Source organism: Paenibacillus sp. JT31N11, assembly GCF_056269285.1.
In genome coordinates this window covers 1626921-1648240 of sequence record NZ_JBWDNQ010000001.1, presented here as the reverse complement: position 1 = coordinate 1648240, position 21320 = coordinate 1626921, and the positions used below count along the sequence as shown (strand labels likewise).

Genomic DNA, 21320 nt, shown 5'->3' with positions numbered 1-21320 from the left:
CCCTCTTCTAATGAAGCTGAAAAAAACGTATCCCCGCACCGGATTCCAATCCGGTGCGGGGATACGTAAAATCTCTTTCTACATTATAAAATGGAATCGTTTGTCACTGCTTCTGAAACAAACGATTGATGATCACGGCTGCCTGCGCTCTTGTGGAAGGCTCCTTCGGAGCGAATCTGCCGCCGCCCATCCCTTCAATAATCCCGGATTGCTGCATGGCGTCTACAGCTTCTGCCGCATAAGCCGATATCTTGGACCGGTCGTCAAATGCAGCGGCCGCCGCTGAGGCTTGTAATTCGATTTGCTGCAATTCGGCTATTTTATAAACCATTACCGCCATATCCTGCCGCGAAACAGGGTCATGCACGCCAAAGCTGCCGTCTGTCCTGCCCTTGACGATCCCGAGTTTCTGCGCCGACGTGACTGAATCGGAGTACCAGTGCTTCTCCTTCACGTCCCGGAATGTGGACGCCTCGCCTGGCGCAGCAAGATCGAATGCGCTCATCAGCATGGTGATGAATTCCGCTCTTGTAACTGCCGCCCCCGGGTTGAAGTTTCCATTCCCGTCTCCGTGAATGATTCCTCTTGCCGCCAAAGTCTCAATAGCGTCGATTGCCCATTCGCTTTTCTTGAGGTCTCCGAATGAGATATCCGCATATCCGAGGGCGTATTTACTGAAATGCTCCGCTTTAAATTCAACACTGCCGGCTGCCGGATTATATTTGCCGTTTTTGATGATGGTCAAATCACCCTCATCATTGATGTAATACACGATGATTTTGTTGGGATTTTCCCCGGTCATCAGCTTGTAGGCAATTGCAATCTGCATCTCATTCCCGTTAAATCCGGTTATAGGCTGCCCGTCCAGGGTCAAGCTGAAATCGTAGACCGCATGGTCGCCAATCCGCTCTTGTACCGCTGCAGGAAGACTGTCTTTGCCGACCTTGGCAACCGTGAGCTGCAGGCTCGAATCCGCCGTCCCTTCTTTGCCGGCAAACAGGCTGGTCAAGAAGGATAGAGTGGTGAACCCCATATCGACTTTGATCGTATCGATGGCATCATCTCCAGCCGCCAGTATGGGCTGATACGGGATATCCACCTTCACTTCCCTGGCATTATCCAAATCGGCGATCTCGATGGTGAGCGTCTGGGCAGAGGAGTCCAGCATTGCAGCCTCCATGTCCGCTGCTCTCAATTGTATGACCGCATCACCGTTCGCATCAATGACAGGCTGTACCTTGATCATTCCTTTACCGACCGAATAGGCCGGCGCTGCCCATGGTGAGGGGAAACCAGATGGCTCCTGTCCCCCGCTGCCATCGTCGTCATTACCATTATTGTCACTGTCACCGTCATCGTCATCGTCATCATTGCCGTTGTTATCGTCATTGGCCTTTGCCGGTGTGCCGGTTATTGGAATACCGGCAGACCTGTTTCCAGTCAGATCGACCGTACTGAGTTTAAATGTGTAGCTGGTGCCGTTCGTCAGACCGGAAATAACGGCGTGTTCCGCTTCTTTGGCGGCATACACGGCATCGGCGACGGTCCCGTCCATCTGTTCAATGATAATCTTCTCCAAATCGCTGTCGCCCGGATCCGTCCAGGATAGCGCGAGCTGCCCGTCGCCTTCGGCGACAGCGGTACCCGTTACCTCTCCCGGAGGCGTCGTATCCGGCAGATCTCCGGTTTTGACAAGGGTAATGTTATCCAGATAACCCCAATAATCCGCGCTGGCCGATGCCGTAAAAGCAACGGTCACCGTCCCGTCCGTCACGCGGATTCCCGGAATGCTGAAGCCGCCCCAGATATTATGCCAATCGGCTCCGGTCTGGCCCTGATTGATAATGTTCGCTGAAGCCCCGCCCGATGGCGTTTCGGCCCTGAGCTTCAATTCGGCAACGCCGGGATCGTTCGCCGCTCTGCCGGCGTCGTCGATCACCATATTGCTTTTTCCTGCAGAACGCGCCGTCAAGGTATAAAACCCGTTCGGCAGTCCATTTACCTTCTGCGACAGCGTAAAAGCATACGCGTCCTTCGACCAGTAATCGAAGTAGCCGGTTCCGGCATAAACCTTGCCGTCCCCTATCTCGCGGATCGCGTCAAAAACGCTGGAGTCTTGGATGGAGCCTGCAGCAGCTCCCGTTAACGTCCACGCGCCGAGCTGGCCTTCCCGTTCAAATCCGCCATCCGGTATCAAGCCTTCCGCGCTGCCGTCCGTCTTCAAACTGAACGTGCTTGCCGGACTGTTCGTATAACCTGGCTTGGATGCCATCGCTTTCAATACCGTGTTGGCGGCAATCGCAACCGGCCCCGTATAAACAAGCGTCGTGCTGGTGTTGCTGGCATAACCCGGTTCGCTTCCGTCCGTCGTATAGTAGATCACGGCACCTTCCGTCCCGCTGGACAGCGTAACCTTCGAAGGAACAGGCAATGCTGCCTCCGCCGGGAGAGCCGCATCCCCGATAGAAGCTGTTACCGGCTGTGCCTGTGTCTGTGCATCTGTACTGGTCGGCAGGCCGAAATAAAAATCGTCGACATCTCCCCATGCTCCCGCAGCTCCATTGAGATTCACGCCGACCGTGACATGTCCGGAGGTAACCGGAACCTGCAGACTGTATGGTTTGAAATTGTTCCAGCCAGCCGGCACAGCGTCGATCTTCATCATCGCCGAAGGATCGCTTGCATCATACCCCACAGCGTACAGATAGGGAACCGCCGCGTCGCTCAGAGCATCCCCGTCCACCCATGCGGAGAAGGTATAGGTAGCATTAGCGACATTAAGGGTTTGCGACACCGTGGCGTCGTTAAAAGCCGAATCGCTCCAGTAATGGATCGCACTCGTGCCGGAACGCGGCGTCGAGCCTGCTCCTTGAGGCGCTCCGATGGAAGGACTAGATACCGTCCAACCGGCGGAGCCGCTCTCAAGTCCCGGATTCGTCAGCAGATTCGGCGGCTGCGCAGAATGCACCGTAATCACGGCCGAGGCTGCCCGCGTCTCGGAGCCGACCGTTCCATAAGCCGTGTAGACACCAGGTTCCGCCGTATTGACTGCTGATGTGTCCCATGCCGATACCGCAGCGGGTTTGTAATGACCATCGCTGTACTGCCCCTGTACGGAAGAAGGCAAACTCAGAACCCCGCCTGCCTCCATGCTTCCGTAATACGGGTCCGCAGCGACAAATACCGGCGCGGGAGCGGCAGCTGTCCCCCGAACGAGATTGAATACATCGATGGATGGCAGCGCTTTCCCCGTGTAATCGAACAATGCCTGATTTTCCCATCCGCTGCCCTGTCCGGCAATCCAGCCCGTGTCATTGCCTGGAAGCCAGTCTGCTCCCCAGTAGAACAGACCCAGCCCCTGATTGCCTGGCACATTTGCCAAATTGTTGATGACATCGCGGATGGCTGCCGCCTGGCCCTGCGGCGTAGGGGTGTAGCCTGCCGTATAAGCGCTGCTTTGATCAAAGTTATTGATCGTCTCGTCTCCCGGCTCAAGCGTCCAGGCATAAGCGGTCTCCGCCACGATGACCGGTTTGCCGTACCGGCTTGCCAACGTATTCATAATAACAGCATTCTGCTCCGTCGTTCCGTGCCAGAATGGATAATCGGAGATGCCGATCAGGTCAAAATCGACCGCTGTACCGCCGGTCGTCCAGGTGTCCAGATTCCACGTAAACGTGCCTGTGCTGCCGCTGGAATTCCCCGCGATGTGGATCATGATTTGAATGTCCGGATCAACCGCTCTCACCGCTGCGGATGCTTTCTGGAGAAAAGGCGCCGCTTTCTCTGCGGAATCGCCATCCGGCCAGAGCAGCCCTCCGTTGATCTCGTTGCCGATCTGCACCATTTCCGGGAGAACGCCTTCCGCTTCCATCGCGGTCAGTACATCGTATGTGTAGCGGTATACATCCTCCTGCAGCACGGTCCCGCTGTGATTGGCCCAGGCCTTCGGCTTATTTTGCTTGCCGGGATCAACCCAGAAGTCGCTGTAATGAAAATCCAGCAAAAGCTTGATCCCGAGCGCCTTTGCCTGTTTGGCCATGGCGATATCCCGGGCCAGATCATTGTTCCCGCCGCCGATCGGCTGACCGAACGCATCAGTCGGATCGTTCCAGATCCGCAGTCGGATATAGTTGACGCCGTGCTTCTTCAGCACCTGCATGGCGCTCATTTCCGTACCATCGGTATCGTAAAACTTCCGGCCTGCTTTTTCGAGCTCATAGAGCTCGGAGACATCCGCTCCCATGATAAAATCGCTTCGCTGTCCGTTCTGCAGTCCCGGGACCGGGTCCACCGAGACGGTGCCTGAAGCCGGCTGTGCCGCGAAGCCCGTCATCGTTCCCACTGGATAACAAGAAAGAATAATGAAGAAAACGAGCCATTTTGCTGCCAGGGAACGATAAGATATTCTGCTTTTCATATACATTTTTCAGCTCCCGTCAGATTATTATTTAGTCACTTTTCACTCATTCGCTAAGTGCGTTCATGGAGGAGAGCTTCCGCCCCTCGTAATCGAACAACGTCAGATTGGACCAATTATTCGCATGTCCCACCGACCATTCTTCCTTCGACGGAATCCATGCCGGTTCCCACCAATAAAAACCGGCTCCCCGGCGGTTTGGCGTTTCTTTGATGAGGGCGATGATGTCCTTCAGATATTGGGCTTGACCCTCCACCGCCGCTGGATAACCATCGTGAAGCTGGTCTTCCTTGTCAACGATAAACGCCCGCCCTTCGGACGTATCGATCGTCCACGGATAGGCCGTTTCCACCACGTTAATATCCTTGCCGAAGCGGACCGCCAGTTCAGCCAGATTGCGCCGCAGCGATTCCAGCGTGCCGTGCCACCAGGGGTAGAAAGATAATCCGATCGTATCGAATGTCACTTCATACTGCTCGAATTTCTCGAAGAATCTGAGACTCGCGTCCACATCGCCTCCCCGGTCGATATGAATCATGACGTTGATTGACGGGCTGACTGATTTGGCAGCCGCAATCCCGGATTTGACCAGCTCCGTAAATTTCCTCCACTGTTCATCCGTGTTGAAGTCCCCGTCAACCTTCCCGACTGGCCAGAGCATGCCGGGTGTAATTTCATTGCCGATTTGCACCATATCCGGAAGCGTGTTCTGATTGTCCAGTTCAGTCAATACATGTTTCGTATACGCATAAATCGCTTCAGTCAGCTCCTCAAAGCTTGCATTCTCCCATGCCTGCGGCTTCCACTGCTGTGCCGGATCCGCCCACTTGTCCGAGTAGTGAAAGTCGAGCAGAAAATGCATATCCAGCGCTTTAATGCGCCTGGCCATAACAAGCGTACGCTCCAGATTGCAGAAGCCGCCTGCGGGATCGTTCCATATGCGCAGACGGACCGCGTTAACGCCGCTATTTTTCATAATGACCAGCACATCCTCTTGCATCCCGTTTACTTCGTAAGTTCCGCCCGCGCATTCGATTTCGTCTACAAAAGAGATGTCCATACCTTGAATAAATGGCATAGTCTTGCTGCTCCCTTCCTGATCAATCATGCTATTGCAAAGTCATACAGCAGACACCGTGATTCCGCCTACCTGCCGCTGCTTCGTTTCAATACCCGGGAAGCATACACAGGAAGCGTAAGCTTCATTAAGACGGGCTCTCCCGTCTCGGCATCGGTGTAGGCCTGATCCAATTCCAGCGTCCGCTCCTCTCCCGAAAAATTAAGAAGAAACACAAAATCATGCTCCCCGTCGGAACGAAGCTGTGCCGATACGCCTCCAGGCAGCTCGATATCCATCGCGCGTCTTACGCCCGCATCCGATACCAGCTTTCCATATAAAATGTCATAGAACGCCGGATCATTAACCCGCGCAGCCAGATAGTAAGCCTTGCCTTTGCCCAGCGTATTAACCGTTAATGCTGGCCGTCCGGCATAGAAATCTTCCTTATACTGGCCAAGAATATCTGCGCCTTCGGAATGGATCAGCTCGCAGATTTCATGAACTTCGAAGGAACCGGCCAATCCGAGTGCGTTCCCGTGCGTCATGACGATGCCATTGCGGTCGTGATCATGCAGTCCTTCAACCTCCTCCGCCCAGATGCCGAGCGTCTTGCGCAGCGGACCGGGAAAACCGTTCAGGTGGCACAGATCGTTCTCGTTCACAATGCCGGACCAGTAGGTGACGAGCAGCGTGCCGCCATCCTGAACGAAACGCTCCAGCAGCTCCCCCGTCTCCTCGCGGAGCAGATAGGCCATAGGCAGGACAAGCAGTTTATAAGCGGAGAAATTATCACCAGAGCCGATAATGTCCACCGGAATGCCTTGTCTCCACAACGCCCGATACTGCTGCATCACCGTCTCTTCATAATGGATGCCCTGATTTCGCGGCCCCTGGGCATCGTTGACCGCCCAGCGGTTATCCCAGTCGAACAGGATGGCCGCTTCCGCCGGAACATCAGTGCCGATCAATTCCGATAAATGCGACAGCGATTCTCCCAGCGAGGCAACGTCCTTGAACACGCGGGTATGCTCATGCCCGACATGATCCACGACCGCGCCGTGAAATTTTTCACTGGACCCCCGGCTTTTGCGCCATTGAAAGTATTGAACCGTGTCCGCGCCGTGCGCAACAGCCTGCAGCGAAGACAGCCTGTGCATCCCGGGCCGCTTCAGCTTGCTGACAGGCTGCCAGTTCGTCTGGCTCGGCGTGCTTTCCATCAGCATGAATGGTTTTTGCTTCAAGGAACGGAATAAATCGTGATTGAAGGCAAACCATGAAGCAACATTGTCCTCTGCGGGCGACTCATGCCATGTCGGATATGCATCCCACGATATGACGTCCACCGCTTTCGCAAACTCGCGGTAATCCAGCCCGTCGAACAAATCCATCATGTTTGCCGTACAGGGCAGATCGGGATTGACCGCTTTCAGCGGATTGATTTCATGCAGGTAGAAATCGATCGTCTGATCGCTGACGAACCTTCGCCAATCGAGATTCTGCCCGTGCACCATGGTCTCGCCATGCGGTGCGGACGATTCGATCTGCTGCCAGGATGTATACGTATGGCTCCAGAAGGTCGTCCACCACGCCTGGTTCAGCGCTTCGAGAGAGCCATATTTCCGCTTCAGCCATTTCCGGAAAGCATCCTGGCAATAATCGCAATGGCATTCGCCGCCGTACTCATTGGAAATATGCCAGCCAATAACCGCCGGATGAGCCGAATACCGCTCCGCCAGTCTCGCATTCATGATGCTCACCTTCTCGCGGAAGACCGGTGACGTGTAACAATGATTGTGCCTGCGCCCATGCAGATTTCTCCGGCGGTCCGCTCCGACGCGAAGCACCTCCGGATACTTCTCCGACATCCAGGCCGGCCGGGCGCCGCTTGGCGTCGCCAGCCAGGCGAATATGCCGTTATCGGCGAAAGCATCCAGCACGTTATCCAGCCAATCGAACCGGAATGTCCCCTCCTCCGGCTCCAGCATAGACCAGGAGAAAATGCCTACCGCCATGACATTGCATTGGGCCAGCTTCATTAGACGAATATCCTGCTCCAAAACATTCGGATCGTGCAGCCATTGGTCCGGGTTATAATCCGCACCGTGCATGAAGACCGGCAGCTTGCTGCTGATCGGTGGAAATTTCTTGTTCATCCTGTTTCATCTCCCAAGTCCTGTAGTCGTCAAAAAGAAGGAGAGGTCGGTTCCCACCTGCCTCTCCGTCTGCTTGCAAATATGATTACTGCTGCCCGGCAAGTAACGCATCAATTTGACTTTGCAGCTCCTGCCGGATCTTGTCGATACCGGCTGCTTGCAGCTGCTTGATCAGGTCGGCCTGGCCTTTATCCAGATCCTTGATCAATCCGTATTCCAGCGGAATCGAGTAACGGAGCATAACGTTGCCTACGTTGGCCACTTCATTCTTCACCTTGGCATTATCGAATACGAAGGTCTCCAGCGGAAAGTGATAGACCTTATCCTTCCAGCCGTTGGCGATATCCGTTGCTTCCTGAGGAAAGGTTGCACTCGTGCGGTTTAACGGCGAATTCCAGCCCCAGTTGGAGAAATTAGTATAATTGGCCGCATTCGGACCGGGCTGGAACTTGTCGTCGCCTACCGGATCGTAATGCTTGCCGGTAATGCCGTACATCGTCAGATCGTGAATCTCCTTATCGTTCTGAAGGAGGTCGATCAGCATCAGTGCGCGCTCCGCATTCTTGGATGTGGCATGGACAGCCATCCCGTTCTGAGTCGAGATCGAGCCGATTTTCTTCTTATCCGGCGTCAGATCGGCAATAGCTACCTTAACTCCCTGCTCGTCCTGGCTCGCTTCCTCCACGTTGGCAGCCACTGTGCCCAGATTCTGCGCATAGGACGCCGTCTTGCCTGCTTTCATATCCTGCCATACGTCATTCTTGTTGCTGACCACATTCTTGGACCAGGCCTGATTATCGGCCAAATCTTTATAGTACGTCAGAAGCTGCTTGAATTCCGGCGTATCGTATACATTGAATACCTGACCTTTGGCATCGTCCAGTTTATAAGCCAGCGGGATGTCGTAGTTGACCAGGTTCCAATCATTCTGCTGCTCCAGCAAAATTTGGTCGAGCTCATGCCATTTCCAGCCGTCAGCCGGTTTGGCGCCGTAAGCGTTGATGCCCTTCTCGTTAGCTGCAATCGCTTTCAAATAAGTGGCAAATGTCTCCGGGCTGTTCACCGGTTCGAGGTTATATTTCTGGCGAAGATCGTCGCGTATGAGAACGACCTTGTCGGTCACTTCCTCGTTATTGTTTGGCACCATGTAAAGCTTGCCGTTTACTTTCGCCTGATCCCAGGAAACCTTGGGCATCGCCTCCCACGTCTTCGGCGCATACTTGGAAAGCATGTCATCCGTCAATTCCAGGAAACCGCCTTTTAAGGCCTGATCGTTGTAGAACGCCCAGTTTGCGGTAAAGGCAATGTCGAAATCCTCGCGTGCCGCAAATTTCAGCGGGTACTTCTGCTGCCAGTCTGCCCAGTCCAGAAACTCGGCTTCGACCGTTGCGTTGATCCTGGTCTTCAGCAGCGTATTGAGCTGGCCAAATACCTCGTCATAATCCGCCGGCTTGGCCCCGATGAGAAGCAGCTTCAGCTTGACCTCGGAAGTTGTATCCGGCTGCCCGTCAGCTGCATTGGCTTGACCCGCTGCATCCCCGGCCGCGCTGTTTTCCGTAGCGTTTTCCTTATTGTTTTCCGCACCGCTTTGTTCCGTATTGCCTGTATTCGCTGTTTTCTGGTTGTCGCCTCCGCATGCGCTTAACACCACCGCCATTACAAGCATAACGGCGAGCAGAAGCATGACATGTTGTCCCTTTCGTTTCACGATTGAAGTCCCCCTTATTCATTATTCGTATATTGATAACCAGGTTTCCCTGAGGTCATCCTTTAACGGAGCCGACCGTAAGCCCTTGCACAAAATAACGCTGGATAAACGGATAGGCGAGTATAATTGGCCCTGTTGCGACGATGGTCATCGCCATCTTCAGGCTCTCCGTCGGCAGATTGATATTGATGGCCGCGCCGGATTCAAGCATGGCTCTGCGCATTCCGTCCATGTTCCCGAGCATCCGGTATAAATAGTACTGGAGCGGCATCAGGTCGGAGTTGGAGATAAACAGAAGCGCGTTATACCAATCGTTCCAGTAACCAAGCGCGATGAAAAGACCGATGGTGGCCAAAGCCGGCTTGGAGAGCGGAACGATGAGGCGCATGAAAATGAGGAAATCTCCCGCTCCATCGATTTTCGCGGATTCCGTGATGGCCTCCGGTATGCTGCTCATGAAGCTTTTCATGACAATGATATAAAAAACGTTAAGCAGCATTGGCAGAATGAGAACGATCAGCGTATCCTTCAACTGCAGGTAATTCACAATCATCAGATACCACGGAACGAGACCGCCGCTGAACAACGTTGTAAAGAAGAAGAAGAACGAGAATTGGGAACGCCACTTGAAATCCTTGCGGGAGAGCACATAGGACGTCATGGCGGTCAGGAACAAGCCGAGCAGCGTTCCAACCGCAGTAACAACGAGAGTTACACCATACGCCTTGAGCATTTCTGCCGGATACCGGAATAATATGCCGTATGCCTCAGTAGAAAAATCGCTGGGGAAAAACGAGTATCCGTTTTCAATAATTTTGCTTTCTTCGGTAAGTGACGAAGCAATGACCATGATAAATGGCAAAATGCAGAGCACTGCCAGCACAGCGAGCACAGAATAGCCGATGATCGAAAGAAGCATGCGGTCCGTACGCATGCCGCGCCTGACTCCTGCCGCAGGCTTCGGCTTCATGTTGTTCAGTAGGGTAGAACTCATCGCCTGACCTCCTTTATTTAGAATAGCGCGCGGTCTCCATCGTATTTGCGGACCGCATAGTTGGCCAGCATAATGGTCCCGAACCCGAGAACGGACTGATAAAACCCGGCGGCAGCCGACATGCCGATTTCATTCGAGGTTGTGAGCGACCGGAACACGAAGGTATCGATCACATCCGTCGAGGAGAACAGCAATCCGTTATTGCCGACCATGTTGTAGAACATTCCGAAGTCTCCGCGGAAAATATTTCCGATGGCCAGAAGCACGAGAATAATCAGAGTCGGATACAGGTTGGGAACGGTTATTTTCACGATTCGTTGAAAGATATTGGCGCCATCGATTTCCGCAGCTTCATACATTTCGGTATCGATGCTGGTGATGGCGGCCAAATACATCACGGATCCATATCCAAGCGTTTTCCAGGCGGATACGGCGACCAGAATAACCGGCCAGTAGGCGGAAGTGTTGTAAATGTCGACCGGCTCCATTCCGAGCCCCTTCAGCAGAACATTCACCGTGCCGACATCAAAGTTGAACAGGTTGTAGGCAATTGCTCCAACGACCACCCAGGAGATGAAGTAAGGCAGGAACAAGGCAGTTTGCATCAGCTTCCGAAACCACTTGCCAACAGCCTCGAATAGCAGGATGGCGGCGCATATTTGCAGGACATTGTTCACGAGAATGAATGCGATGTTGTAAAGCGCCGTATTTCTCGTGACCCGCCATGCATCGCCGGAATCGAAGAAGAATTTGAAATTATCGAGTCCATTCCACGGGCTTCCGAAGATACCGCCGTCGTAGTTGAATTGTTTGAAGGCAAGGACGATTCCCGCCATTGGCACGTAGGCGAACAGTATAAAGAACAATACAGCCGGCAACAGCATCAACAGCAGCGTCCTGTACTTGATGACATCGCCCCAGAAGGTCTGTCGGTTCATTCTTAATTCTCCTCTCGTTGTCTCTACTCTATTCATTATAACGGGACTGCCCCCGATGCAGGATTCAGCGGAGCAACTAAAGCTAATACAAAATCCACGATTGCTTTGAAACTTATAATTCGACGTATAGTCAGAAAAATAGCCCGGAATCCGCCAAAGACCCGAGCCTCATCAATCCAGTTCGTTATATCTTGTGTTTTTTTCGGTATTCTCCGGGAGTCATGCCCATGGATTGCTTGAACTGCCTGTTGAAGTAAATGATGTTCTTGTACCCTACCCGTTCCGCAATCTCGTAAATCTTGAGCGTCGGATCGGATAACAGCTCGCACACGCGGTTCGTCCGGCGTTCATTCAGATAATCGCTGAAATGGACGCCTGCCTCCAGCTTAAACAGATGTCCCAGGTAATTTGGCGTAAAATCAAAGTGAGCCGCCACCTCTTTCAGCGTAACCTTCTGCTCCAGCTTATCCTCGGCATACCGCATAATCTCGTCGATCAGTTTCCGTTTTTGTCTTTGCTTCTTCACATACAGCAGCTCGGACAATTCGAAGAAGCGTCGTCGCAGCCAGGACAGAATATCATGGACCGTTTCGGATTGAAACAGGATATCCGGCTGATGCGATTCCCATTTGAGCAGCTCGTACAGATTTTCGTTCATTTGCTGCATTTCGGCATGGAGCTTGGAGGTAATACGGATGATCAGATCATACACGTCGTTCTTGTCGGCGAATTGTTTCCCTCTGCTGAACAGGTTGAGCAGGCAGTCATCGATGGCAACCAAATCGTAAATCATAATAGCCTGAAGCATCCGCTCGATCGTCTCATCCATACGCGAAGCCGGCTTGCCGTTGAATTCGGAAACCGTCACATCCCGGATCAGCCTGTTTTTGCCCAGAAGCCATTTGGCGCTCAGCGCAGCCTGCGCCTGCCTGTAGGATTCGTGCAGCTGCTCCTCGTCGTACGCATACGCGCCAACACCGATGGTTATCGTTAAATCCGCAGCCTGACGGATGGTTTGCAGCAGCTCTCCGAGGTATGTGAGAAATCGGTCTTCCTGACCGACAGCGAGCAGGACGAAACGGGTATTATGGGAAACAATAAATAGGCCGAGTGCCTGCTCGCGGACCATATCCCGGATCAGACTGATCACCTGACCTGTCAGAAGACGCCTGTTCTCTTCCCCCATATCGCGCGTCTTCCTCTCCAGATCGTCGATTTCGATCAAGGCGACGGCAGATCCGGCCTTCAGCAGCGGACTTAAGACGCCCCGGATATGCGTCTGTGCCTGACCCGGGGCGAGATCGTTGAACCAGCGCAGCAGCAGCTCTTCATTGACGAGTGAAAGCGTCTCCGTAAAAGAGCGGTTCCAATTCTGTTCCTGCTCCACCTTCTCGCAGAGAGAAAGGAGCATCTCGTAAAGCTCTTTATCCTTCACGGGCTTTAGCAAATAACCCGAAACATTCATCGCTATCGCTTCCTTGGCATAGCCGAAATCCTCATGACCGCTGATGAACACAATCTTGACCTGCGGATTGATCGCCTTGGCCTGCCTGGCAAATTCGATGCCCGACATAATCGGCATCCGGATATCCGAAAGAATGATATCCACCTGCTCCTGCTTCATCAATTTCAAGGCGCTGAAGCCATTATTGGCCGTACCTGCCACGTTCAGGTCCAATCCGCTGCCGAGCACTCTGCGCCGCAGCCACTCCAGATCAACCGATTCGTCGTCTACCAACAAGATGTTTAGACCCATAAGCCAGATTCCTCCTGCTGCTCTCGCAAAGATTTAACAGAAACGGATATACGATATTCCATTTATCATATCTTACCGCGCCGCAGTGCGAACACTGCGTTTTGCAATGATATACCATACAAAATCACGGCTGGGATGCCATTGCCGCCTCCTGCTCCGCTTCTTCGTCCATCACGATATGGGCCGGAATCAAAATGCGGACCGTCGTACCGGCCCCGTAGATGCTGGCCATCTGGATGCCATAGCCGCTGCCGTACCGCAGTTTGATCCGCTCGTTCACATTCTTGATGCCATAGCCGCCGGCCTGGCTTGGACCCATCAGCAGCCGCCGGAGCTCGGCCGGCTTGATGCCGATCCCGTTATCGATTATCTTCAATTCGATTTGCTCGCCCAGCCTTCTGCCCGTGATCCGGATCGCTATCGTATCCCCGAACCATGCGTGCTTGAATATATTTTCCACGAATGGCTGTAAAATCAATTTGACAACCAGCACATCCCCTATCGCCGGTTCTATATCAAAGTATACATTAAAGGCGTTGGCATATTTGACTCTCTGAATATCCAGATAGGTGCTCACCTGCTCGATTTCATCGCCAAGCGGAATATAGACTTTCCCTTGATTCAGCGTAAGCCGGTAGAATCGGGAGAGGCCCTGGACCATATCCGTGACTTTCCCGACCTCTCCCAAATTAGCCAGGCTGCTGATGGTCGACAAGGTGTTATACAGAAAATGGGGATTGATCTGGGCCTGCAGCGCCTCAAGCTCCGCCTGCTTCTTCTGAATCCCTTGTTCATACACGCTGTGTATGAGTGTCTGGATATTGGTTCCCATAATATTAAAGGCATCGGCGATTTGAACGAATTCATCATTTCCGGAGAAGCGGATCCGCTTCTGAAAGTTCCCTTCCTGAAAGGAGCGTACGAGTGTAACGATCCGCGACATCTTGCGTCCTGACAGCAGGGCGACAAGCAGACCGATACAAGCCATTGCCAGGAAGCTAATCGCGCATACCGCAAAAATAATTTTCTGCATCCTGCCCGCATCTTTGGTCAAATAAGAGGATGGAACCAGCGTTTCGATGACGTAATCCGATTCCGGAATGCTCTCATGCAGCGTAAGAAACGTTCCGTCGTTCTCGTGCTCGCCGGCGCTTCCCTGCTGGTAAATATTGCCGCTCGATGGCTCGTCTATAAGCCGCAGCGTAATCCCTTGATTAACGGGGAAGGCTGTGAAATTGCCAAGCAGATCATCCAGCGAAACCGTAATCCGGACATAGCCGATCACCGTATTATAATCGTTGTAGGACACCAGCCGGCGGATATGGGAGATATTGCCCAGCTGCCTGTCCGTATCGATTTGAAGCCAGATATTGTCCCTTCCGGAATCCTTGAAGGTGTGATACCATTCACTGTCTTTGATATCGTCGAACGAGAGGATATAATAATCGCTGTCCTTGATGGGATCAGCCAGATTGTCTCCTGAAACGATATTCAGATCGCTGTTCAGCGTGTACAGCATCAGGCGGATATGATTGCCGAATAATTGCAAAGGGGCTGTTATCTGGGGAACGATTTCATCCAGCATCGTGAGATAGATCTCAAGCGGCTCGCCCTTCTTCTGGAGCGCGCGCTGGAACGACAGGCTTCCGAAGAGGGTATCCGACATCCGCTGGATTTCGTCCATCTGATATCTGATGTTGTTCCTCGCCTGCTCCATGCCGGTCCGGATATTGGATTCCGCCATTTCCGTCCGTGACTGAATCAGCATGGAATACGAGATGTAACCGACAAGCACATCCGTCAACAGAACGAGCAGAAGATAGGGAATCATAGTCTTGTAGGTGAACGGCATGTATCTTTTCATCAGGCATCCCCAAATTCCCATACAAGTAAAAAGGGGCAACCCGGAGTTGTCCCTTTCGTATGATTTAATCAACCAAATACAATTTTAATTTAACATAGAGAAAATGACCTGTAAATCGTTTTCATTTCACCCTCATAATCCTGGACATCCTGATAATTCGTCCTACTGCATGTATAACGCCAAACATAGATGCAAGCATCAGCAAAATGAAAAAACTTGGCATAACCAGGAAAATCCGCTCCCCGTTCAGCACCCGTCCCCCAGCGATGAAAAACAGTATTTTCGGCAAGCAGATGAACAATGCAAGCGGAACCAGGCGCAATAGGATATAGAGCCAAGTTATCCATTTGGCGCGTTTTGTATATCTCTCCTCCCATTTTTTCATTCGAAAGAAGCTGTGAATTCCCAAACCAAGGGTCACGACCGTGAGCAGGCCAATCAGAATCTCAAGGGTCTGCCCGGAGAAGAAGGTTTCCTTGGGCTGCTGCCCGCCCAGAATATCGGATAACCCCGCTGTGAAGGAAGAATAATTAACAAGCATGTTGAGACCGCTATTGAATAAGACAACGATTCCATATCCGCTTTCGGGCATAAGCACTTGATCCGCATAGTAAGTCCATAATAACCCATTGTGATCGATTTTAGAGCCATCCTCGCTCCATCCCATTCCATACGTACTGTCCATTCCTGCCGGGGCGGAATGCATGGTTTTGATCCCTTCACTGCTGAGAAGCCGGACCCCTTCATACTTGCCCCCGTTAAGCTGCAGGATGAGCCAATGCGCCATATCTTCCACCGTAGAAATATTTCCCGCCGCCCCTTCTACAAACCAATCGGGTTCTTTCTTCACAACCGGTTTGCCATATAAGAAAATATGCCCGCTTGAGAACTGCCCGTCGGCTTCAGAGAACTGTCTGGTGTTGGCGGCGTCTGCCGTATGATCCATTTGAAGAGGTTGAAAGATATGCTTCTGCAAATATCCGGAAAAGCTCTCGTGACTCGCCACCTCGACGATGCGGGCTAATATCTGGTAGTTGGGATTATGATAATGAAACTGCTGTCCGGGATTGCTCGCGAGTTTGACGTTTTTGAACCGGGCGACCGATTCTTCCAGAGTGCCCGGCTGCTTGCGAAATGCCATTTCAGGAAAAACGGAGTCGGCCAGTCCGCTTGTTTGATTCAACAGCTGGCGCACGGTAATTTCCGGTCCGCGATGATCATCCACCTTGAATGCAGGGATATAGTCCGTAATAGGTGCATCCAGGCTGACTTTCCCTGCTTCCACCAGCTGCATCACGGCTAATGCGGTTATCGACTTGCTTAAAGAAGCAATGGCGAAGGGGGTGTTTACTGTGACCGGCTCCCCATTCCCTGATTGTCCAAATCCCTTGGCATAGACGATCTGCTCATCGTGGACGATTGCCACAGCCAGTCCGGGAATATTGTTTTTATCCATCCGGGACTGAATAAAGCGATCGATCCGTGCTGTCTCGATGTTCGTTTCGGCATATGCCGAACCAGGATGGAAGCCAATTAATCCTCCCAGAATGGCGATCATGGCGATTACTTTCATAAAAGCCGCAAGTCCCAGTTTGTTTATCATTGTCTCTTCGTACCTCCTCTATGTAATATCTTCATTATCAGAGGCAATCCATAAGAAATGATAAAGCGAAACTTAAGAAAGGCTTAAGCTGTTATTTAGCCGTTCTTCTACAGGTATATATCAAGAAAAAAACCTCCCGTTGGGAGGCTCAATGATCACGATTTGTTTGTTAATGTCTTCTTCACGACCCCGGTCAAACGATCCAGGTTTTCTTCATTCGCTTGGCCGACAATATGTTTTAACTTGTTCAGCTCCTCCGCCGTCTCAAACCGCTGACTGAAGGTTATTCTTGTTTTACCGTTCAGGTTCTCGAAATCTGCGATTATCTGAAACCTGGGAGCGACATGTCGTAAAATAATGCGTTCGGGGCAGCTGATCTCTAAAAAGATGCATTCATTGGGATAGTTTTTTCCATCCGGGCCATGCATCATAAATTTCCAATGCCCACCCGGGCGGAGATCGAATTCCTGAAATGTATTCGTAAAGCCTTTAGGGCCCCACCACTCAGCCAGAAGCTCTGGCGTGGTCCAGGCGCTGAACACATTTTCGCGCGGTGCATCGATGATGCGCGTATGCACCGATTCGCTTCTGCCTGCGTCTTTATCTGCGCTTGCGCTGAATATCTGACATTTGAACTCCTCCGCATCTATCTTTATACTCGTTTCCGAAATCCCCTACTCGCTTCGAAGCATGTCGCCAAGCTTGTCCAGTAAGTCATGCGTGCCCTGCTCCCGCTGGGCCGGTGAATCATGGCCGTCCAGATAGACGCCTTGCTCGGTGTAAATCAGCCGTGTACCGGAATCGGCAGGTTCCACTTCGACGGTTACCACGGAGACTGATATTCGGGTCTCGTCCTGATCCAGAGAATAGGTATAGACAATTCGCTGCCCCGTTACGATTTCCTGATAACAGGCATCGTAGCTATAAACCGGACCACCGGGCGGCCCTCCACGAGTGCTTTCCCGTCCTCCTACCCGAAAATCAAACTCGGCGGCGCCTTGAAACCACTGCGCTTTCGCCTCGGCATCTGCCCATGCGGCAAATACCCGCTCCGGCACAGCATCGTAAGTACGTTCAATAACGAAAGTCTCATGCTTGGCAGATCGTTCGTTCATCCGTTTATCCTCCTTTATTCACGCTGACTATTGAGCGGTACCCTTACTATTAAACATGACGCTGCGTAAGGTGCAAGTGTTATTTGAAAGATATAAGCCACATAGTCTTTGATGTCTCCGTATCCACGATTATAAAGGATAATTATATCATGGACAATTTTGTCCACAGCGCCGCATACCACCAATTGCAGCGATCCGCTATTGGTCGGCATTTGGCCGTGCAGGAGAATTTAGGGCGGAATATCTCAATTAACGGCAAAAAACCGGGACATCCGCCCCGGGTGTGTTCCTTCATCAGATCTGCCATCAGAGATGGCTGGACTCCCCTCCGTCCACGACCAGAGATGCCCCTGTTATGAACGAAGCTTTGTCACTGGCCAAAAAAGCGACCGCTTCTCCAATTTCTGTCGCTTCGGCTATCCGTCCGAGCGGTATATTCCGGCTCATTTCCTTTTCCTTATCCGCCTTCTGCTCCGCCGTTAAACCGGCCAACCAACGGTGTGTGTGGGCATTGCGCGTCAAGCCAGGCAGTACAGTATTGACCCGGATGCCGTAACCCGCGCATTCCAGCGCGATGGATCTCGCCAACGCCACAACTCCGCCCTTGGCGGCGGCATAGGCAGCATGAATCGGTCCTGTTTGCATAGCATGCACGGAGGAAATATTGACAATCGCTCCTCTGGTCGCCTGCTGCTTCATAATCGGCAGCACCTTCTGCACCACGAGGAAATGGCTCCGAAGGTCCGCTGCCATCACGCGGTCCCATGCTTCAAGTGTTGTATCCCCAATGGATTTATAGAAATGGGTACCGACATTGTTTACCAGAATATCGACGGCGCCCCAGCGCTCCAGCGTCCGATCCACAACATTCTGAATATCGGCTTCCGCGCACACGTCGGTGCGGATAAACTGGACACGAGCGCTGTCATCTGCCAGTTCGGATACCGCTTGTTCTCCATGCTCCTGATCAATATCCGCAATCGTGACGCAGCAGCCTTCCCGGAGCAGCACCTCGACAATGCCTCTGCCGATGCCGGCCGCACCTCCGGTGACAAGTGCCGCCTTTCCTCTCATATTCTTACCTCCCCTTCCTGTCCTTACCAGTCGGCTACGGAGCCGTCGTCCGCGTGAAACCAGCGCGGAGTATCCCAATCGCCGGTATAAAGTTTGTCCTGGATGGCCTCTTCATCAATCTCGATTCCAAGCCCGGGAGCGGTCGGAGTCTCCAGATAACCGTCCTTGACGACAAACGGCTTCTTCAGATAACCTTCGCCGAGCTCGGCATGCTCTTGAGCCAGGAAATTTGGCACATTCGCCGACAATTGCAGGCTGGCTGCAAGATTGACCGGGCCAAGCGGATTGTGCGGGGCAAATCCCGCGTAATACGTTTCGGCCATCGCCGCAATTTTCTTGCCCTCCATAATGCCTCCGCAGTGAGCCAGATCCGGCTGCAGAATCGCAGCAGCCTGCTTCTCAAGCACCTCGCGGAACGCCCATTTGGTGAACAGCCGCTCACCCGTTGCAATCGGGATCGTCGTTGAACGGGCAATCGTCACAAGCGTATCCACATTCTCAGGCAAGCAGGGCTCCTCAATGAAAACAGGCTGGAATTTCTCCAATTCCTTGATCAGCCTGATCGCCAGTGCCGGACCGAGCCGTCCGTGGAAATCAATGCCAAGGTCGCAATCATTTCCAATAGCATCGCGGATAGCCTCGATCCGTTCCACTTCACGGTTGATCCAGCTGGGGTTCTCCATTACATGGGCTCTGCCGTCGATTCCGGTCTTGACCATCGTGAAGCCCTGCGCGCGCCACTTCTTCGCATTTTCGTAAGCCTCCAAAGAGGTCGATCCCCCAATTCCCTTGTACACGCGAATACGGTCGCGCACCGCTCCGCCGAGCAATTGATGCACGGGCACGCCGAGCGACTTTCCGAGAATATCCCACAACGCCTGTTCGATGCCGCTAATCGCGCTGGTCAGAATCGGACCTCCCCGGTAGAACGTTCCCCGATACATGGCCTGCCATAAGTGCTCGATCCTGCGGGGGTCCTGACCGATCAGATGCGGTTCCAGCTCCTTTACCGCCATCTCAACTGTCCGCGATCTGCCCTCGACAATTGCTTCTCCCCAGCCATCAATGCCCTCGTCAGTCGATATTTTCAGGAATGTAAATCTCGGGCGCAGATGAAACATCTTGATTCCGCTGATTTTCATCACATAATCCTCCTTGGTATCTTCCTGTTCGCTTCAACCAGAGTGGGAGAGATATCGCATACTGCAGCGATTTCAAACCGGTCCGTCATCGATTGGAGCACAGGCAAATGAATGACCTGGGCAACTTCGCAAAAGTCCGTTAATACCAAGCTCGACTTTTGTGCTCATGCCGTGCCTTCTTAACCTTTGACGCCAGAGAAGCTGACGCCTTTCTCGATATATTTCTGCGATGTCATGAACACGATCAGCAGCGGGATCATGGAGACGAACGAGCTGGCCATGATCATGTTCTGCTGTACGCCGCTCCTGTTCTGCAGATCGTTGAGCGCAACGGTAAAGGTCCAGTTGACCGGCAAATTATTGACGACAAGCGGCCATACGAATTCATTCCAGACGGGGATGAAGGTCATCACCGCCACGACGGTAAAGACGGGAATTGACATCGGAACGACAATTTGGGTGAAGGTCCGGAATTCTGAAGCGCCATCTACCCGCGCCGCCTGAATAAGCTCTTTGGATACTTGGTCGAAAAAGCCTTTGAACAGGAAGATGACGATCCCCCATGCCGTATGCGGCAAAATAACGGCAAGCAGGCTGTTTACCAGACCCAGGTCCTTCATCAGCAAATAAAGCGGGAGGAGGAGCGAGATATCCGGGATCATGATCGTCGCCAGGAAGAACATGATCCAGAAAAACTGCCACCGCTTGCTTCTAAGCAATTGCGAGAGCGTGTAGCCTGCCAGTCCTCCCAGCAGGAGCTGGAGGGCTACGCTCGACACCGTAATAATGGCGCTGTTCAGAAAATATCGGAAAAAGCCAAGCGGGCCGGCCACATCCTGAGCCAGCTTATTCAAGGACAGATAGCTGTCGAACATCCGCAGCCAGTTGGAGTTTTCCTGAATCGACGCTACTTTGCCGGTAACGAATTTGGTGGATTGATAAAATTGCTGAAATTCGGATGCTATCGGTTTATTCTCGAATCCCGGCTCGGTCTCAGCACTCTCACCTTCTGTTCCATACCAGTGGAACCGGGAAAACCCACGCTCCTGAATAATCGGCAGCTTCAGGTTCATCATCGCATCGTTGAACAGTGTGGAAGGCACAATAAGCGGCTGTCCAATATGGAATGACGACGATATTGTCCGGGCCTTATACAAAAGATGTCCGTCCCGAATGCCAGTCACGGTGACTTCCCCGATATCTTCCCTGAGGTTCTTCATCCAGGGATACCATGTTGCCTTCATCGCTTCCTTCTCATAGAACAGAGCATCCTTCTCTTCAAGACCGGTATAGTCGACAGTGACCTGAACAGATTGCGGGATGCTCGGCAGCCATTTAGGCGGATAAGCCTGAATATCCGTCTCGGTCTTCAGCGAGGACACAATCATCCAGAGAATGGGGATAATAGCGGATACGACGAAGAACAGAGTAACGATATAAGCCGTAATATTCATAGATCTCTGCCCTTTTTCCGCTATTCGCATCGTTTTCAT

Annotated in this window: 14 protein-coding genes; all 14 read right to left on the bottom strand. The window is 52.5% G+C overall.

Annotation, left to right across the window (positions count from 1 at the left end):
- Positions 1-103 precede the first annotated feature (103 nt).
- The 14 genes from AC0YNV_RS07085 to AC0YNV_RS07020 all read right to left on the bottom strand — a co-directional run bounded on the left by AC0YNV_RS07085 (position 104) and on the right by AC0YNV_RS07020 (position 21320).
- Entirely contained in the window at positions 104-4420 is a 4317-nt protein-coding gene (locus AC0YNV_RS07085) for a glycosyl hydrolase 53 family protein (protein ID WP_475766992.1), read from the bottom strand.
- 46 nt (positions 4421-4466) lie between these two features.
- Positions 4467-5498: a glycoside hydrolase family 53 protein gene (locus AC0YNV_RS07080; RefSeq protein WP_475766990.1), complete on the bottom strand. Its 1032-nt coding sequence runs from the start codon at positions 5496-5498 to the stop codon at positions 4467-4469.
- A 68-nt stretch (positions 5499-5566) separates the two neighbouring features.
- Positions 5567-7633 (bottom strand): beta-galactosidase, encoded by a 2067-nt coding sequence (locus AC0YNV_RS07075; RefSeq protein ID WP_475766988.1) that lies wholly within the window; start codon positions 7631-7633, stop codon positions 5567-5569.
- Positions 7634-7718: 85 nt separating this feature from the next.
- A complete protein-coding gene (locus AC0YNV_RS07070) occupies positions 7719-9341 on the bottom strand; it encodes an ABC transporter substrate-binding protein (protein WP_475766986.1) in 1623 nt (540 codons plus the stop codon).
- 55 nt (positions 9342-9396) lie between these two features.
- Positions 9397-10311, bottom strand: coding sequence for a carbohydrate ABC transporter permease (locus AC0YNV_RS07065; protein ID WP_475767323.1), 915 nt, complete (start codon positions 10309-10311; stop codon positions 9397-9399).
- A 41-nt stretch (positions 10312-10352) separates the two neighbouring features.
- The gene (locus AC0YNV_RS07060) at positions 10353-11273 is read right to left on the bottom strand and encodes an ABC transporter permease (protein WP_210040202.1); all 921 of its coding nucleotides are present in this window, start codon (positions 11271-11273) and stop codon (positions 10353-10355) included.
- Positions 11274-11457: 184 nt separating this feature from the next.
- On the bottom strand, positions 11458-13029 hold the full coding sequence (locus tag AC0YNV_RS07055; RefSeq protein WP_210040203.1) for a response regulator: 1572 nt from the start codon (positions 13027-13029) through the stop codon (positions 11458-11460).
- A gap of 124 nt (positions 13030-13153) precedes the next feature.
- Positions 13154-14893: a sensor histidine kinase gene (locus tag AC0YNV_RS07050; protein ID WP_475766984.1), complete on the bottom strand. Its 1740-nt coding sequence runs from the start codon at positions 14891-14893 to the stop codon at positions 13154-13156.
- A 121-nt stretch (positions 14894-15014) separates the two neighbouring features.
- On the bottom strand, positions 15015-16496 hold the full coding sequence (locus tag AC0YNV_RS07045; RefSeq protein ID WP_475766983.1) for a serine hydrolase domain-containing protein: 1482 nt from the start codon (positions 16494-16496) through the stop codon (positions 15015-15017).
- A gap of 155 nt (positions 16497-16651) precedes the next feature.
- On the bottom strand, positions 16652-17074 hold the full coding sequence (locus AC0YNV_RS07040) for an SRPBCC family protein (RefSeq protein ID WP_475766981.1): 423 nt from the start codon (positions 17072-17074) through the stop codon (positions 16652-16654).
- Between the two features lie 96 nt (positions 17075-17170).
- On the bottom strand, positions 17171-17611 hold the full coding sequence (locus AC0YNV_RS07035) for an SRPBCC domain-containing protein (RefSeq protein WP_475766980.1): 441 nt from the start codon (positions 17609-17611) through the stop codon (positions 17171-17173).
- A 306-nt stretch (positions 17612-17917) separates the two neighbouring features.
- On the bottom strand, positions 17918-18685 hold the full coding sequence (locus AC0YNV_RS07030; RefSeq protein ID WP_475766979.1) for an SDR family NAD(P)-dependent oxidoreductase: 768 nt from the start codon (positions 18683-18685) through the stop codon (positions 17918-17920).
- A gap of 23 nt (positions 18686-18708) precedes the next feature.
- Complete coding sequence (dgoD, locus tag AC0YNV_RS07025) at positions 18709-19827, bottom strand: galactonate dehydratase (protein ID WP_475766977.1); 1119 nt, start codon at positions 19825-19827, stop codon at positions 18709-18711.
- Between the two features lie 179 nt (positions 19828-20006).
- On the bottom strand, positions 20007-21320 hold the full coding sequence (locus AC0YNV_RS07020) for a carbohydrate ABC transporter permease (RefSeq protein WP_475766976.1): 1314 nt from the start codon (positions 21318-21320) through the stop codon (positions 20007-20009).

What these genes read in the sequence shown, in the direction of transcription:
- AC0YNV_RS07045 (WP_475766983.1), bottom strand. Translation starts at nt 16,496, where the DNA reads ATGATAAACAAACTGGGACTTGCGGCTTTTATGAAAGTAATCGCCATG.
- AC0YNV_RS07030 (WP_475766979.1), bottom strand. Translation starts at nt 18,685, where the DNA reads ATGAGAGGAAAGGCGGCACTTGTCACCGGAGGTGCGGCCGGCATCGGC.
- AC0YNV_RS07080 (WP_475766990.1), bottom strand. Translation starts at nt 5,498, where the DNA reads ATGCCATTTATTCAAGGTATGGACATCTCTTTTGTAGACGAAATCGAA.
- AC0YNV_RS07060 (WP_210040202.1), bottom strand. Translation starts at nt 11,273, where the DNA reads ATGAACCGACAGACCTTCTGGGGCGATGTCATCAAGTACAGGACGCTG.
- AC0YNV_RS07075 (WP_475766988.1), bottom strand. Translation starts at nt 7,633, where the DNA reads ATGAACAAGAAATTTCCACCGATCAGCAGCAAGCTGCCGGTCTTCATG.
- AC0YNV_RS07050 (WP_475766984.1), bottom strand. Translation starts at nt 14,893, where the DNA reads ATGAAAAGATACATGCCGTTCACCTACAAGACTATGATTCCCTATCTT.
- AC0YNV_RS07055 (WP_210040203.1), bottom strand. Translation starts at nt 13,029, where the DNA reads ATGGGTCTAAACATCTTGTTGGTAGACGACGAATCGGTTGATCTGGAG.
- dgoD (WP_475766977.1), bottom strand. Translation starts at nt 19,827, where the DNA reads ATGAAAATCAGCGGAATCAAGATGTTTCATCTGCGCCCGAGATTTACA.
- AC0YNV_RS07065 (WP_475767323.1), bottom strand. Translation starts at nt 10,311, where the DNA reads ATGAAGCCGAAGCCTGCGGCAGGAGTCAGGCGCGGCATGCGTACGGAC.
- AC0YNV_RS07020 (WP_475766976.1), bottom strand. Translation starts at nt 21,320, where the DNA reads ATGAAAACGATGCGAATAGCGGAAAAAGGGCAGAGATCTATGAATATT.
- AC0YNV_RS07085 (WP_475766992.1), bottom strand. Translation starts at nt 4,420, where the DNA reads ATGAAAAGCAGAATATCTTATCGTTCCCTGGCAGCAAAATGGCTCGTT.
- AC0YNV_RS07035 (WP_475766980.1), bottom strand. Translation starts at nt 17,611, where the DNA reads ATGAACGAACGATCTGCCAAGCATGAGACTTTCGTTATTGAACGTACT.